This is a genomic window from Nocardia sp. CA-128927, assembly GCF_050955855.1.
Taxonomy (GTDB): Bacteria; Actinomycetota; Actinomycetes; order Mycobacteriales; family Mycobacteriaceae; genus Nocardia.
Window position 1 is genome coordinate 1,995,146 of the sequence record NZ_CP192087.1, and the last position, 16,080, is coordinate 2,011,225.

Sequence of the window (16,080 nt, forward strand, 5' to 3'; positions counted from 1 at the left end):
GGACGCCCCGAAGAGTTTCGCCAACAACCCGACTTGATCGGGTTGCAGAATGGCAAGCGTCACCGGGACTATGGCGAGGAGATCCGGGACGAGTAGTAGGAGTCCGACAACTATGAGTCGGCCTACCGGTCGTTGCGCGGGGGCGAGTGACAGACTTTGGGCCAGTGCGGTCGTGTGTGTTCGTTCGACTGTCGTCGTGCCCAGGACTGGCACCAATCCCGCCGAGGTGACGCCCACGCCGGTGGTGAAGTTGGTGCCGTAGCTGGTGGAGACCCCTTCGGCATGCGCCGCAGGAACCCTCTGAACACCGTGACCGTCGCCGCACCGGGGGCACGAGATATCGATCTCCATATGAGAGCCCCTCTCCCGAGCAGGAGTTGAGCTCGGATCGTGTGTGGCGATGGCGGATTCTGCGATGCGTAGTGGTGACTCCTTCCGATATCGAACACCTTTGAGCGGTGTCTGTCGAGGGACTGTGCGCGTTGTTCCACGAAAAAGTGTTTTCACTGGGGACTCCTTGCTCGGCGAGATTCGACGACTTGCCAGCCGGACTGAACGATGACGTGCACGGCGCCAGTCCGATGATTCGACGGCGAGTAATGGCTTCTGCCTACAGGTTCCGACGGTGACGGCAATCCATCCCGGTCACGCTGGCCTAGCGGCACGTCGAGTCATGCGGGCGAACCCGTTGGCAGACGTTTGGTCCCAAGGACTAGTGTCCTGCGCCTGAAATTCGTTCAATTTATTCCGGGATGTGTTGGTGGGGGCGTAGGTTCGGTGCGTGGTGATGGGGCGACCGAAGTCCGAATTGGTGCTCAGTGATGAGGAGCGGGCGGCGTTGACCCGTGGTGCGCGCGCGGCGAGTTCGTCGCAGGCGTATGCGCTACGATGCCGAATCGTGCTCGCCTGCGCCGAGCCCGCTCCCAACACCGAAGTTGCTGTGCGGCTTGGGGTTTCGGCACCGACGGTGGGTAAGTGGCGGTCACGGTTCGTTGCCTCGCGGTTGGCTGGTTTGGCCGATGAGCAGCGGCCGGGTCGGCCGCCGTCGATTCTGCTCGACCAGGTCGAAGAGGTCCTCACCGACACGTTGGCGTCGAGACCGGTGAACGCGACGCACTGGTCGCGGGCCTCGATGGCAGCTCACAGCGGATTGTCGAAATCGACGATCGGGCGGATCTGGCGCAGGTTCGACCTCAAACCGCATATCCAGGACGGATTCAAGCTCTCGACCGATCCGCTGTTCGTGGAGAAAGTCGTCGATGTTGTTGGCCTGTACCACAATCCGCCCGAGCGGGCCGTGGTGCTGTGCGTGGACGAGAAGAGTCAGATCCAGGCACTGGACCGTTCCCAGCCAGTATTGCCGATGATGCCGGGCATGCCCGAAAGGACGCACCCATGACTACCAACGTCACGGCACCACAACACTTTTCGCGGCGTTCAACGTCGCCGACGGCACCGTGATCGGCGAGCTGCGCCGACGTCACCGCGCAGCCGAGTACAAGAAGTTTCTGGTCGCTATCGACAAGGCGGTGCCGGCCGAGTTGGACGTGCACATCGTGTGCGACAACCTCGCCACCCACAAAACCCCGGCCGTCTACGAGTGGCTGGCACGGCACCCGCGCTTCCACGTGCACTTCACCCCGACCGGCTCCTCCTGGCTCAACCAGGTCGAACGCTGGTTCGCCTACCTCACCGACCAACTCCTACGTCGCGGCGTGCACACCAGCGTCCAGTCACTCGAACGCCAGGTAAACGCATGGATCACCACATGGAACGACAACCCAAAACCGTTCGTATGGAAGAAGACCGCCGAGGAAATCCTCAACTCCCTGGCGAAATATCTTCAACGAATTTCAGGCGCAGGGCACTAGCGGCGGGACCAGCAGATGTGTATGCCTGCGCTACGTTGAGGGAGCGAGCCGAGGCGTCGGATCTCAGTACGCGTCGTCGTCGCCCAAATGAAGGCCGCCGCCGTAACCATGCCGGAAGTCGGCTACGGCCTCCGCCAGATAGTGGATCCTCCGGGCGACCACATCCATTGGGTCAGCAACTTGCCAGCTGTCCCCATCAGCCCGAATACCGTTGATGCTGGGTAGCGCGAGCAAGCCCAGCGCCGCGATAACTTCTCCTTCCGTCGGCGGCGTAACAAGGCCGCGACGCACGACTCGGAGGAGGTCGGCGGTCGCGAAATCGCCGGAATCAGACTCATCATCGATGGCGGCCACGACGACGGAAAGCACGTCACCCGGCCGTTCTTCAGGTGTAGTCACCGGCGGCTCATTCTGTTTCAGGCGGTGCATGTGTAGGCCCGCACTGCTCATCCTCGTTGATGAAGAAGAGCTGATGGCCGAGGTCGGGCCGGACGGTCAAGATGTACGTTCCGCTGACACCGGGACTGCGCTCGCCAGCGCTTTGATTGCGGAAGGGTTGCGCTGGTGCATCCGCGGTTGCAGTGCCTCGAAGGAGGTTCGGCCGTCCGCAGCAATCGCCACGATCTCGCCGTCGACCACGACTCCGGGCACTGCCGGGGCCAGGTCGGCGATTTCCGGCCAGGCCGGGGAGATGTCTTTGCCGTTTCTAGACGTCAGCCGCAGGTCCTGGTCGATATAGGCGATCGCCCGGATGCCGTCGAACTTGACCTCGAAACCCTAGTCGGCATCCTCGCTGGGCAGTACGCCGGGGGCGGCCAGCATGGGGGCGTAGCGCGGTAGCCCTGTCACGCCCGTCTCGCCACCATCGCCGGTCCTCTCCGAACCCCGCGTTGCTGATCGATAGCCAGATTGAATGATACCGGCCGGTGCGGAAAATCGAGTGGTAGGCGCGTGAGGGCGAGATCATTCGATGCACGAACTGGTGCTAACCAGGTGTTGAACGGCGTCGGGCAACTCAGGGATCCGGTAGGTTGCTGGCTGATGACGCGGTCATCAATCGGCCGGAAAACATGGCTCTGACCCCGGTGATGACGCGGTCATCACCGACATGATATTTTCTGTAATGAACAGTAACCAAGTGTCACGAAACGGCAGGTGACGTGCAGTCTGCAATGTAGGGGTCAGCCTCTGACCTGCGCGTTAGCGGGAGTAGACCGAAGAGGTTCAAGTCCTTGGCGGTCCTGCGTGAATTGGCTCGCTTTGTCGGCCTCGATCCGAATCGAGGATGAGATTGCCCAATGTTTGCTATTTGGGTGTGGGGTCGCTTCGCTGCCTTGTCGGATTCTGTGGTGGTATCGGACGGCGCGGACGCGTCGCACGCCTCTTTTGGAGCGCGGCTTCGTATGTCAATCGCGCTTCGGGGGTCGTGTAGGCGGGGCGTCGAGTGGCTTCGATTGCCGCGTTGATGTCCTCGGTGGTGAGGAACCAGCTGCGGCCGGCCTTGTGTCCCGGAAAGCGGCCGGTTTTCAGTTGCTCGATGTACCAGCGTTCTGACTTGCCTAGTGCGCGGGCACCAGCGGAGACCGGGTACGTCGCTTGGTGCGACCCACCTGGTGAGAGTTGCGCGGACTCGGGCAGGAGAGTGCTCGAATCGTCAGTCACCTTCGTGCCTTTCATCTAGGGAAGCATCGGAATGCTGGGGCGCAGCGATCGACCTCGGAGACAGCTAGCCGATTGTATGAAGCGCGGCCCGAGCAGGCGATGCTGTTCGTCGTGATGCGGTGGGTATGGAGCCCGTGTCCGACGCTGGTCCGCCGCGATGGACAGGTGGTGGTGGGGAGCGGCCGCAGGATGCGATCAGTTCATCAACAGGTTCTGCACTGAGGCTTCCATCTGCGCGGCCTCGCTGATGATCCGGCTGACGGTTGAGCGGCTGCGGTTCGTCTCCTCGGCGATCTGGGTAGGGTTCCAGCCATCGAGATGGTGACGGGTGAGGATATGCACGACCAGGTCCGGGTCTCGTCGTCGCCCGGGGTCGCGTGCACACATTCGGGTCGCCAACTCGGCGAACTGCTCGGGTCTGGTCGCGAGAGCCGGGATCGTGTGCACGGCATCGTCTTCGCGCGGCGGCCGCACGGTGGCGTCGTCGTCGATCCTTGTCGTGCTCGCTGCGTTTTCCCCTGGCGGTTGTGCTCGGAGTTCGCCGTCCGCACGGCTACCGGAACGATTCGCGGTGTGAGCCAGTGCCAGGAGCGCGATGGTGGACTGCGCCATGGACCCCTCGACGATCAGCGGCCAGAGCCATGCCTCGCCCGCAGGGATGCCGGCCAGCAGTGCCAGGGCTCGCAGTGCGGTGAACGACAGCCAGAACGCCCCTGCCGCGATCAGCGCTGTCATCGCCGCAGCCATGAAATGGATGCCCCGGGCGTGCGCATGTGTGCTCAACAGGATGGAGACACCGTGCACGGCGGCCAGCAGCGCCAGCGGCGGGACTATGGCGACGGTCGCGGCGATCGCGGGGGCTGCGGTCGTGTGCAGCACGGCTTGGGTGGCGTTGCCGGTGATGCTGATCGTGGCTGCCGCGGTGAGCACGCTCCAGAAGAAGGTGTGCGCACGCGAACGCGGCGGCGTGCGCACCTCCGGGCGAAGATTGTCGGTCGAGGTGAGCTCAAGGGTGGTGTCGGCCATGAGGAACCTTTCCGGTGCGATCAGCGTGCGGGCGCGGTCATCGCGGTCGGGCTGGGCAGTTGCGCGGACAGGATCGGGTGGGGTTCGCCGGTGAGTACCGACAGCGCGGCGGCGACCTCGGCCAGATAGGACTTGACGTAGGTGGCGGTGGCGCCGGGGCCTTTGCCGCGGTGTCCGGCGTAGGCGCAGGCGACGGCGTAGCTGAAGGTGCGTTCGACCCAGGTCACGGTGGTGTGGCGCAGCCAGTGGGTGGTGATGCCCTGGGCGGCGACCCACGGCAGGATTTCCCCGACGCGATTCCAGAGGTGGTCGTAGCGGCGCGAGCTGATCGCGCGCCCGTTGCGGTAGCGCAGCAGCTGTCCCATGAGCGGGCTGTGGCGTTGCTCGGCGTAGCTCGATCAGATACCGCATCAGCGTCGGTGAGACCGGCTGCCAGCGGTCGACGCCGTCTTTTTCCCGCAGATAGATCAGGCACTGCTCGCGGTCGAGATCGTGCGGGCGCAGGGCGAGCGCGCCGCTGCGACGGCAGGCGGTTTCGATGTGCAGGCGCAGGAGCAGGGTGTCGAGTTCGGGGTCGTCGCCGCTGGTGGCGGTGGCTTGGCAGATCTCGGCCAGCCGGGCCGAGGGGATCGCGTAGCGGTGTGAAGGGCGTCGTGTCGGCATGGCCAGGCGGCGGGCGGGGTTGTCGGTGCGGCGGATCCAGCCCTTGTCCTCGGCGTAGCGGTAGACACAGCGCGCCGCGCTGATGAAGTGCTCGACCGCGCTGGTACCCCCGCGCGAGGCACGATTGACCCGCGCGCCGGCCTGGATGCCCGGGCCATCTCCTCGAAATCGGCCTTGGTCGGCTCGTCGAGACGACGCTCGGGCCAGGTGCCTTCCAGGCGGGTCAGCCCGGCGTTGTAGGTGCGCAGGGTGCCCGGCGCCAGGGTGGCGCGGACCTGGGGGATCACCTCGGCGAAGGTCGGCACCACCGTGGTGCCGGCGACCAGGTCGGCGGGGGAGATCCCCATCTGCGCGAGCAGCAGCTTCGCCGCGGCGAGCGTCTCCGCGCTGGCCGTGGCCGTGGCCGTGGGGGTCGGGGCGCTCACGCGGTCACCGCCGCGAGCATCGGCAGCGCCGCCGCGAAGAGCTCGCCGACCGCGGCCGGGGATAGACGAGCAGGCGCGCGGTGCTGCGCCGCCCCAGCAGCAGTACCCGGTCCCCGACGAACAGGCACGCCCTGCGGCGCTGGCGATACGGCAGCCGGATGTGCCCATTGCTGGTGACGATCACCGTGCCGCGCGCGCCCGGATGCAGCAGCAGCGCCCCGGTTTCGGTGACGGCTACTTCCAGGCGAATGGAGGGGCGGCACCCTAGCGCGGTCAGTACGTGCTTGTCAGCGATTCGGCCACCATCGCTCACCGACGACACGCCGTAGACGAGATCGCCGTCAGCTACCCGGACAATCTGGTCGGTAGGTACTGGACCATGGATCAACTCCTGAAGTTGACCTTGCGGCGGTACCAGCGCGGGGATCATGCCTGCCCCCCGCCAGCAAACCCCTCGCGTGCCATCGATGGGGTCGTTTCTGGCGAGGTGGTCGGAAGTCGGCGCAGGTCAGAGTTGGTAATCACGGCTCGCCTCTCGTGTGCTCAAGAGCGCTTGAACACACGATGCGAACATCCGGCAGATATGCCGGTCAGAGGTGCGCGAGAGGGGACTTGAACCCCTACGTCCGTGGACACCAGAACCTAAATCTGGCGCGTCTGCCAATTTCGCCACTCGCGCGTGATGGTACGACCGTGCAAACTCTACCGGGCTTGACCGACTTCGCGAAGCTCCGGGCGGGCGTGGCGTACTGGTCGGTAACCCTACCAGGGATTATAACGATTAGATAACCATCAACATGAGGGGCGCTCATGTTTCCTACGTGTTAGTAACCCGGTAGACCAGCGTGTTCAAACATGAGGAAGGGTCATGTTTGCCATGATTCTGGTACGACCGTGCATGAATACTCGGGAGTATGCGGTTTGGCCGCCGAGCAAACGTGAGGATTTCCTCATGATTTTGGCTATCCTCGCCGGTATCAGGCCCCAACGCTGAGGAACACCTGCGCACCGGAGGGAGCGGCGTGTCTCGGAGGGCGCGTCGCCAGGAGAAGGAAGTCGAATCGTCTTGACGATCAACGAGAGCACCGAGACCGGTACCGGACAGAGCGCGAAGGTCGGTGCGGCCCAGGGGGCTGGGACCCGATCGCCACTGCTGGATCGCCTGCTGAACGGGACGCCCTACGCGCTCGCGTTCGGCGGACAGGGCGCCCAGTGGCTCGACGAGCTGGAAGAGATCGGCCGCGACAGCGCGCTGGAGCCCGAATTGACCGCTTTGGTCAACGAGGCGGAAGCGCTGCTGGAACCCGTTGCGGCACAACTGCTTGTAGTCCGTCCCGTCGGCTTCGACCCGATCGGGTGGATGCTGGAGGACGAACTGGTCGAGGCCGACCAGGGTGAGGTTTCCGCGGCCCCGTCGCCGCGGATCCTGCGTTCCGCCGCCGTGTCGATGCCCGGCGTGCTGCTCTCGCAGCTGGCCGCGATGCGCGCGCTGCGACTGCAGGGACTGGATCCGACCGAACACGCGCCGGTGGCGATCGTGGGCCACTCGCAGGGCAGGCTGGCGGCGACCGCCGTCGAGTCCGGCGGGCAGCGCGACGCCGAGATCCTGGCGCTGGCGCAATTGATCGGCGCGGCCGCCGGTTTGGTGGCGCGGCGCCGCGGGCTGATGCCGGTGGGTGAGCGCTCGCCGATGGTCGCGGTGTCCAACGTCGATCCCGAGCAGCTGCGTGCCGTGGTGGCCGAGGTAGCCGAGGGCGTCGATCCCATGGCGGCCGCGGTGGTGTCCATTCGCAACGGACGCAGGCGCGCGGTGCTTTCCGGCACGCCCGCCCAGCTGGAGCGGGTGCGGCAGCGCTGTGCGCAGATTCATGACGCGCAGTCCCGCGAACGCGACGCCAAGGCACGCGGTGGCGCCATCTTCGCGCCGGTCTTCGAGGATGTGTCGGTCGACGTCGCGTTCCACCACCCGGCGCTGGCCGACACGGTGGATCTGGTGACCTCCTGGGCCAACCAGTGCGGGCTGGACGCGGCACTGGCCGGTTCGCTCGCGCAGGAAATCCTGGTCGACCCGATCGACTGGGTGGAGATCGTCGACGGCATGGTTGCCGCTGGCGCGCAATGGATTCTGGACCTCGGCCCCGGCGACCTGCTGTCCCGGGTGACCGGCGGTTCGTTGAAGGGTACCGGCGTCGGCATGGTCGCCGCCGCGACGCGGGCGGGGCAGCGCAGCCTGCTCACCCCGGGTGCCGCGCCGGAGACGGCCGCACCGTGGACGGCGTTCGCGCCGCGTCCGGTTCGGCTGCCGAACGGGCGGATCGTGGTGGAAACCGCGTTCACCAAGCTGACCGGCCGTTCGCCAATCCTGTTGGCGGGCATGACACCTACCACCGTCGACGCGAAAATCGTTGCGGCGGCGGCGAATGCGGGCCACTGGGCGGAGCTGGCCGGTGGCGGCCAGGTGACCGAGCAGATCTTCGCCGATCGGGTCGCCGAGCTGAAGACACTGCTGCAGCCGGGCCGCGCGGTCCAGTTCAACTCGCTGTTCCTCGACCCCTACCTGTGGAAGCTGCAGCTGGGTGGCAAGCGACTGGTGCAGAAGGCACGCACCGCGGGCGCCCCGTTCGACGGCGTCATCGTCACCGCGGGCATTCCCGAGCTCGACGAATCCGTCGCGCTCATCAACGAACTCACCGAGGTCGGCATCTCGCATGTCGCGTTCAAGCCGGGCACCGTGGCGCAGATCCGCGCGGTGCTGCGGATCGCCGCCGAGGTGCCGGACTACCCGGTGATCATGCACATCGAGGGCGGCCGGGCCGGCGGGCACCACTCCTGGGAAGACCTGGACGATCTGCTGCTGGAGACGTACGCCGAGCTGCGCACCCACGAGAACGTGGTCGTCTGCGTCGGCGGCGGCATCGGAACCCCCGAGCGCGCAACGGAATACCTGACCGGCGAGTGGGCCACCCCGCACGGCTACCCGGTGATGCCGCTGGACGGCGTGCTGGTCGGCACGGCCGCGATGGCCACGCTGGAGGCGACCACCGCGCCCGAGGTGAAGCAGCTGCTGGTTGACACCCCCGGCACCCCCGACTGGGTCGGCGCGGGCACCGCGTCCGGCGGAATGGCCTCGGGCCGTAGCCAATTGGGCGCCGACATCCACGAGATCGACAACGCGGCCTCGCGCACCGGCCGCCTGCTCGACGAGGTCGCCGGTGACGCCGACGCCGTCGCAGAACGCCGCGCGGAGATCATCGAGGCGCTGAACGCCACGGCCAAGCCGTATTTCGGCGATGTCGCCTCGATGACCTACCTGGACTGGCTGGAGCGCTACATCGAGCTCGCGGTCGGCCTGGACCGCCGCAAGGACTTCGACTGCGGCAGCGACATCGGCGACGCGATCACCGACGCCACCCGCTCGGTCTGGCTCGATATCACCTGGCGGGATCGTTTCGCGGAAATGATGCGCCGCACCGAATCTCGGCTCAACCTGGCCGATCGCGGCGAGATCCCGACGCTGTTCGCCGCCGACGCCGAGTTCGAGAACCCGGTCGGCGCGCTGTGCGCACTCAAGGCGCAGTACCCGGTCGCCGAGCAGACCCTGCTGCACCCGGCCGACGTCCCGTTCTTCGTGACGCTGTGCAAGACCCCGGGCAAGCCGGTCAACTTCGTGCCGGTCGTCGACGGCGACGTGCGTCGCTGGTGGCGCTCGGATTCGCTGTGGCAGGCCCATGATCCGCGCTACTCGGCCGACCAGGTCTGCGTCATCCCCGGCACCGTCGCCGTCGCGGGCATCACCCGCGTCGACGAGCCGGTCGGCGAACTGCTCGACCGGTTCGAGCAGGACACGGCGTACTCGCTGGTGCGCGCCGGTGTGGTGCCGGTGGCGATCGACGCCCGCCGCGTCGCGGGCGTGACCACCGGGCCGATCGACACGGTGATCGCCGCGCCGGACATCGAATGGTCCGGCCGCACCACCGTCAACCCGGTACACCGGCTCGGCGATCTCGCCGAGTGGGCCGTGGACGGCAAGGGTGCGGTGCACCCGCCCAGTGGCGCCACGCTCACCGAGACCACCGGACCCGATGCCGACAACTCTTACGTCGAACTGACCGTTCCGCTGTTGGGCAGCAACGTGGTTCGCATCCGCGTCACCGTGCCGACCGCCACTTACAACGGCGGCGCCCCGGTCGTCACCGAGGCGGACGCGCACGAGGCGATGGCCGCGCTGCTGGCCGTCGCCGCCGGACAGGATCTGCCCGAGGTGAAGGGCAAGGTCGCCCACCTCAACATCGCGTGGTCGCCGGACCTGGTCGCCGATCACGCGGGCGTGACCGGTTCGGGTCTGCCCGCATCGCTGAGCACGCTGGGCCGCACCGCCCCCGACGTGCTGGTCGGCGCCTGCTGGCCCGCCGTGTTCGCGGTGCTCGGTGCGTCGCGGACCGCGAATGACACGAGCGTCATCGAGGGCATGCTGGACCTGGTCCACCTGGACCATCAGATCGAGCTGGCGGGCGAACTGCCCACCAGCCCAAGCGTTCTCGCGGTGCGGGCGGAGGCGGGCGAGACGCTCGACACCGACCTCGGCCGCGTCGTCGAGGTGCGGGTGCGCATCGCGGGCATGCTGGACCGGCCGGAAACCGGGCTGTCCATGCCGACGGTCGCCACCCTCACCGAGCGGTTCGCCATCCGCGGCCGCAATGGTGCGGGCGAGCTCACCGATCCGCCGCGGGCCGCGGGCACGGTGTCCGACGTCGCCACCGAGACCCCGCGTCGCCGTCGTCGCGACGTCACGGTCGTCGCGCCGCGCACCATGCACGCGTTCGCCGCGGTCTCCGGCGACCACAACCCGATCCACACCAGTGATTCCGCGGCCAAGCTGGCCGGTCTCGGCAGCCCGATCGTGCACGGCATGTGGCTCTCGGCCGCCGCGCAGCACGCGGTCTCCGCGGTCGACCCGGAAAGCTCGATCCCGGCCCGCACCGTGACGGCGTGGACCACCCGCTTCCTCGGCATGGTTCGCCCCGGCGCGGAGATCGACGTGCGCGTCGAGCGGATCGCGGTCGATGCGGGCAGTGAGATCGTCGAGGTATCGTGCCGGGCCGCGGGCGATCTGGTGATGACCGCGACCGGTCGCACCGCCGCCCCGAAGACCGTCTACGCGTTCCCCGGCCAGGGCATCCAGCGCAAGGGCATGGGCCTGGACGCGCGTAGCCGTTCGAAGGCCGCCAAGGCGATCTGGGACCGTGCCGACAAGCACACCCGCGACGCGCTCGGCTTCTCGATTCTCGCTGTGGTGCGCGACAACCCGACCTACCTCAAGGCGCGCGGTGTCGAACACCGGCACCCGGACGGCGTGCTGCACCTGACCCAGTTCACCCAGGTCGCCATGGCGGTCCTCGGTGTCGCCCAGGTGGCCGAGCTGCGCGAGGCCGGTGCCTTCGTCGAGGGCGCGATGCTGGCCGGGCACTCGGTCGGTGAATACAACGCGCTCGCCGCGGCCGCCGGGGTGCTGCCGCTCGAGGCGGTGCTCGAGGTGGTGTTCCAGCGTGGGTCCGCGATGCATGAGCTGGTGCCGCGTGATGCCCAGGGCCGCAGCGACTACCGACTGGCGGCCATCCGGCCCTCGCAGATCGGGCTGCCCGACGACGAGGTCATCGAATTCGTCACCGGCATCGGCGCGCAGGTCGGCGAGTTCCTCGAGGTGGTCAACCTGAACCTGCGTGGCTCGCAGTACGCCATCGCGGGCACGGTCGCCGGACTCGAGGCGCTGGAGACCGAGATCGACCGGCGCCGTGCCGAATTCGGCGGCAAGCGGGCGTTCATCGTGGTGCCCGGCATCGACGTGCCGTTCCACTCCACCGTGCTGCGCAAGGGCGTGCCGGAGTTCCGGCAGAAGCTCGAGCAGCTGCTGCCCGCGGACCTGCATCCGGAGATCCTGATCGGTCGTTACGTGCCGAACCTGGTGCCGAAGCCGTTCTCGCTGGAACGTGAATTCGTCCAGGAGATCGCGGATCTGGTGCCGTCCGAGCCGCTCGCCGCGGTGCTCGCCGACTTCGAGGGTTGGTCGGCGCGACCCGTCGAGCTGTGCCGCGTCGTGCTGGTCGAACTGCTGGCGTGGCAGTTCGCCAGCCCGGTGCGCTGGATCGAGACCCAGGACCTGCTGTTCACCGACACCGCACATGGCGGCCTCGGGGTCGAGCGGTTCGTCGAAATCGGTTTGGGCGCAACGCCTACCGTGGCGAACCTGGCCACCCAGACGTTGAAGCTGCCCGCGTTCAGCGGCGCGACGGTCGAGGTGCTCAACATCGAGCGCGAGTCCGGGATCGTCTACTCGACCGACACCGACCCCGCGCCCGTCGACGAGCCCGCCGACGAGATCGTCGAAACCGCTTCGGCCGCAACGCCTGCCGCGGCTCCCGTGGCGGCCGCCGCACCGGTGGCCAGCTCGCGCGGACCGCGTCCGGACGACATCGTGTTCTCCGCCGCCGACGCCACCCGCGTGCTCATCGCGCTGTGGACCAAGCTGCGGCTGGACCAGATCGGCCCGGTCGACACCATCGAGGGCCTGTGCGACGGCGTCTCCTCGCGCCGCAACCAGCTGCTGGTCGACCTGGGCTCCGAGCTCTCGCTCGGTGCCATCGACGGTGCCGCCGATGCGGACATGGGTGCGCTGTCGGTCACCGTCGAGCGGCTCGCCCGCACCTACAAGCCGTTCGGCTCGGTGCTCTCCGATTCGATCGGCGACCACCTGCGCAAGGTGTTCGGCCCGTCCGGCAAGCGTCCGGCCGCGATCGCCGAGCGCGTGACGAAGGTCTGGGAGCTCGGCGACGGCTGGGCCAACCACGTCACCGCCGAGGTCTCCCTCGGCACCAGGGAAGGCGCCAGCGTCCGCGGTGGCGACCTCGGCGGGCTGGTTTCCGGCGCGCTGGGCGATGCCGCCTCGGTCGACGCGGCCATCGACACCGCCGTGCAGGCGGTCGCGGCCCGCCGCGGCGTCGCGGTCTCGCTGCCCTCCACCGGAGGTGGTGGCGGCGGCACCGTCGACGCGGCCGCGCTGGGTGAGTTCACCGAGCAGATCACCGGACGCGACGGCGTGCTCGCCACGGCCGCCCGGGTGGTGCTGGAGCAGCTCGGCCTGGCCGAGCAGGTAACCGCGCCGGAGGCGACCGACAACTCCCTGGTCGATCTGGTCTCGGCCGAATTGGGTTCGGACTGGCCGCGTTTGGTCGCGCCCGCCTTCGACCCCCGCAAGGCGGTGCTGCTCGACGACCGATGGGCCACCGCCCGTGAGGATCTGGCCCGGCTGTGGCTCGGCGACGACGCCGAGACCGCGGAACTGCCGGTGACCGGATACCTCGGCGCGGGCGAAGCCGTTGCCACGCAGGCCAACTGGTGGCGCGAGCGGGCCAAGCACGAGGCCCGTTCGGTGCTGGCCGGGGTGTACGAGCGCATCGCCGACGCCGCGCTCAGCACCGACGACCGCGGCATCTGGTCCGCGGACATCGCGGTGATCACCGGCGCCAGTAAGGGTTCCATCGCGGCGGCGGTCACCGGGCAGCTGCTCGGCGGCGGCGCGACCGTGGTGGTCACCACGTCGAGCCTCAACGACGACCGCCTGAGCTTCTACCGGAAGCTGTACCGGGACAACGCCCGCCACGGTGCCGCCCTCTGGGTGGTGCCCGCGAACATGGCGTCCTACCAGGACATCGACGCGCTGATCGAGTGGGTCGGCACCGAACAGGTCGACAACGCCGGTGGTGCGAAGGTCAAGACCAAGGACGCGATGACGCCGACCATGCTGCTGCCGTTCGCGGCGCCGCGGGTGGCCGGTGACCTCGCCGACGCGGGTGCCCGCGCGGAAATGGAAATGCGCGTGCTGCTTTGGTCGGTGGAGCGGCTGATCGGTGGCCTGTCCACCATCGGCGCCGACCACGACGTCGACGCGAAACTGCATGTGGTGCTGCCGGGTTCGCCCAACCGCGGCCTCTTCGGCGGTGACGGCGCCTACGGTGAGTCCAAGGCCGCGCTCGACGCGGTGGTCGCCAAGTGGCGGGTCGAGAAGTCGTGGTCCAAGCGAGTCACTCTGGTGCACGCACTGATCGGCTGGGTGCGTGGTACCGGCCTGATGGGCCACAACGACCCGGTGGCCGCGGCCGCGGAGAAGGCAGGGGTGCACACCTGGTCCACCACCGAGATGGCCGACGAGCTGCTCAAGTGGTGCACCTCGCGCGCTCGCCAGGTCACCCTGACCGGCCCGCAGCAGATCGACCTGACCGGCGGATTGGCCAGGGCCAAGTTGGATCTGCCCGCGCTCGCCAAGGAGGCAGCGGAGCAGGCCGCCGCCGAGGACGACGTGGAAGACGTTGCGGTGGCCACGATTTCGGCCCTGCCCGCGCCGCCGACCATGTCCTCGGTGCTGCCGGTGCCCGAATGGGGCACGGTCACCACCGATCTCGCCGACATGGTGGTGATCGTCGGTGCCGGTGAGCTCGGCCCGTACGGCTCGGCGCGCACCCGGTTCGAGATGGAGGTCGAAGACCAGCTCTCGGCCGCGGGCGTGCTCGAGCTCGCCTGGACCACCGGCCTGGTCACCTGGGAGAACGATCCCAAGCCCGGCTGGTACGACGCCGAAACCGGTGACTACGTCGCCGAATCCGAGCTGGCCGACAAGTACCACGACGCGGTGGTCGCCCGCTGCGGCGTGCGCCGCTACGGCGACGACGGCGCGATGATCGACAACAGCGCGCCGCTGATGACGTCGGTGTTCATCGATCAGGACCTGACCTTCACGGTCGGCGGCGAGGCCGAGGCGCGTGCCTTCCACGAGGCCGACCCCGAGCACACGGTCATTGTGCCGGTGGCGGATTCGGCCGACTGGACGGTGACGCGCAAGGCGGGCACCGAGATTCGGGTGCCGCGCCGGGCCAAGCTGTCGCGCACCGTCGGCGGCCAGATCCCGACCGGCTGGGACCCGACCATCTGGGGCATCTCCGCCGAGATGGCGAATTCCGTTGACCGCGTTGCGCTCTGGAACGTCGTCTGCACGGTGGACGCGTTCGTCAGCTCCGGCTTCAGCCCGTCCGAGCTGATGAGCTGGGTGCATCCGAGCCTGGTGGCCAACACCCAGGGCACCGGCATGGGCGGCATGTCCTCGATGCGCTCGCTCTACGTCGACAACCTGCTCGGCGAGTCGCGCCCGAACGACATCCTGCAGGAGGCGCTGCCGAACGTGGCGCTCGCCCACGTGGTGCAATCCTACGTCGGCAGCTACGGCGCGATGGTGCACCCGGTGGCGGCCTGCGCCACCGCGGCGGTGTCGGTGGAAGAGGGCGTCGACAAGATCCGCCTCGGCAAGGCCGAGCTGGTCGTGGCCGGCGGCTTCGACGATCTGGGCATCGAGGGCATCGTCGGCTTCGGTGACATGTCGGCCACCGCGGACTCGGCGGCCATGAGCGCCAAGGGCATCAGTGACCGGTACTTCTCCCGCGCCAACGACCGCCGTCGCGGCGGGTTCGTGGAATCGCAGGGCGGCGGTACCGTGCTGCTGGCCCGCGGTGACGTGGCGGTGGAGATGGGCCTGCCGGTGCTTGGTGTGGTCGCCTTCGCGCAGTCCTTCGCAGACGGCGTGCACACCTCCATCCCGGCGCCCGGTCTCGGCGCGCTCGGTGCGGGGCGTGGCGGCCGCGAATCCCGCTTCGCCGCTGAGCTGCGCAAGCTCGGTGTCGGGCCGGACGACATCGCGGTGGTCTCCAAGCACGACACGTCGACGGCGGCCAACGACCCGAACGAGTCCGAGCTGCACACCCGGCTGGCCACGGCCATCGGCCGGTCCGACGGGGCGCCGCTGTTCGTCGTCTCGCAGAAGAGCCTGACCGGGCACGCCAAGGGCGGCGCGGCCGCGTTCCAGCTGATCGGCCTGTGCCAGGTGCTGGAAAACGGTGTGGTGCCGCCGAATCGGAGCCTGGACTGTGTCGACGAGAAGATGCAGGCGTACCCGCACCTGGTGTGGGCGCGCGAGCCGCTGCGCTTCGGCGAGAAGTTCGCGCTGAAGGCCGGTCTGCTGACCTCGCTCGGCTTCGGGCACGTCAACGGGCTGCTCGCGGTGGTCCATCCGGAGGCGTTCATCCAGGCGATCGACCCGGAGCGGCGTGAGGCCTACCAGGAGCGGGCGCAACAGCGTCAGCTCGCCGGGCGGCAGCGGTTCACCGAGGCCATGTGCGGCGGGGCACCGCTGTACGAGCGTCCGGCGGACCGTCGGATGGGCGGTGACGGCACACCTGCCAAGCAAGCGCGTCAGCTGGAAGCGGATGTGCTGCTGTCCGCCGAGGCTCGCCTCGGTGGCGACGGTGCGTACCGGGCCGACGGCTTCGGCTGCGGCGCGGGCCACACTCCGGACAGTTCGTACACCGACCGCCAGACCAGGTCGTAGGCTC

General features: G+C 68.2%; 6 protein-coding genes, 1 tRNA gene and 2 pseudogenes. 2 read left to right on the forward strand and 7 right to left on the reverse strand.

Annotated features, from left to right (window positions below; translation table 11 throughout):
• The first annotated feature begins 787 nt into the window (after positions 1-787).
• A pseudogene (locus ACQPW1_RS09425) lies at positions 788-1,871 on the forward strand (IS630 family transposase).
• Between the two features lie 63 nt (positions 1,872-1,934).
• Here ACQPW1_RS09425 and ACQPW1_RS09430 read toward each other — a convergent pair.
• The 7 genes and pseudogenes from ACQPW1_RS09430 to ACQPW1_RS09460 form a co-directional block, all read right to left on the reverse strand.
• Positions 1,935-2,300 (reverse strand): hypothetical protein, encoded by a 366-nt coding sequence (locus tag ACQPW1_RS09430; RefSeq protein ID WP_433662347.1) that lies wholly within the window; start codon positions 2,298-2,300, stop codon positions 1,935-1,937.
• Positions 2,301-2,366: 66 nt separating this feature from the next.
• Positions 2,367-2,633 (reverse strand): annotated as a pseudogene (locus ACQPW1_RS09435) (non-homologous end-joining DNA ligase); the annotation flags it as partial.
• A gap of 1,095 nt (positions 2,634-3,728) precedes the next feature.
• Complete coding sequence (locus ACQPW1_RS09440) at positions 3,729-4,559, reverse strand: DUF2637 domain-containing protein (protein WP_433662348.1); 831 nt, start codon at positions 4,557-4,559, stop codon at positions 3,729-3,731.
• 20 nt (positions 4,560-4,579) lie between these two features.
• A complete protein-coding gene (locus ACQPW1_RS09445) occupies positions 4,580-4,924 on the reverse strand; it encodes a hypothetical protein (RefSeq protein WP_433662349.1) in 345 nt (114 codons plus the stop codon).
• A gap of 102 nt (positions 4,925-5,026) precedes the next feature.
• Positions 5,027-5,647: a hypothetical protein gene (locus tag ACQPW1_RS09450; protein ID WP_433662350.1), complete on the reverse strand. Its 621-nt coding sequence runs from the start codon at positions 5,645-5,647 to the stop codon at positions 5,027-5,029.
• A gap of 4 nt (positions 5,648-5,651) precedes the next feature.
• Positions 5,652-6,077 carry a hypothetical protein gene (locus ACQPW1_RS09455; RefSeq protein WP_433662351.1) on the reverse strand — a complete coding sequence of 142 codons (426 nt, stop codon included), beginning with the start codon at positions 6,075-6,077 and terminating at the stop codon, positions 5,652-5,654.
• 167 nt (positions 6,078-6,244) lie between these two features.
• A tRNA-Leu gene (locus tag ACQPW1_RS09460) sits at positions 6,245-6,326 on the reverse strand.
• A 387-nt stretch (positions 6,327-6,713) separates the two neighbouring features.
• Between ACQPW1_RS09460 and ACQPW1_RS09465 the strand changes: the two genes are divergently transcribed.
• Positions 6,714-16,076 carry a fatty acid synthase subunit beta domain-containing protein gene (locus ACQPW1_RS09465; protein ID WP_433662352.1) on the forward strand — a complete coding sequence of 3,121 codons (9,363 nt, stop codon included), beginning with the start codon at positions 6,714-6,716 and terminating at the stop codon, positions 16,074-16,076.
• Positions 16,077-16,080: the final 4 nt, after the last annotated feature.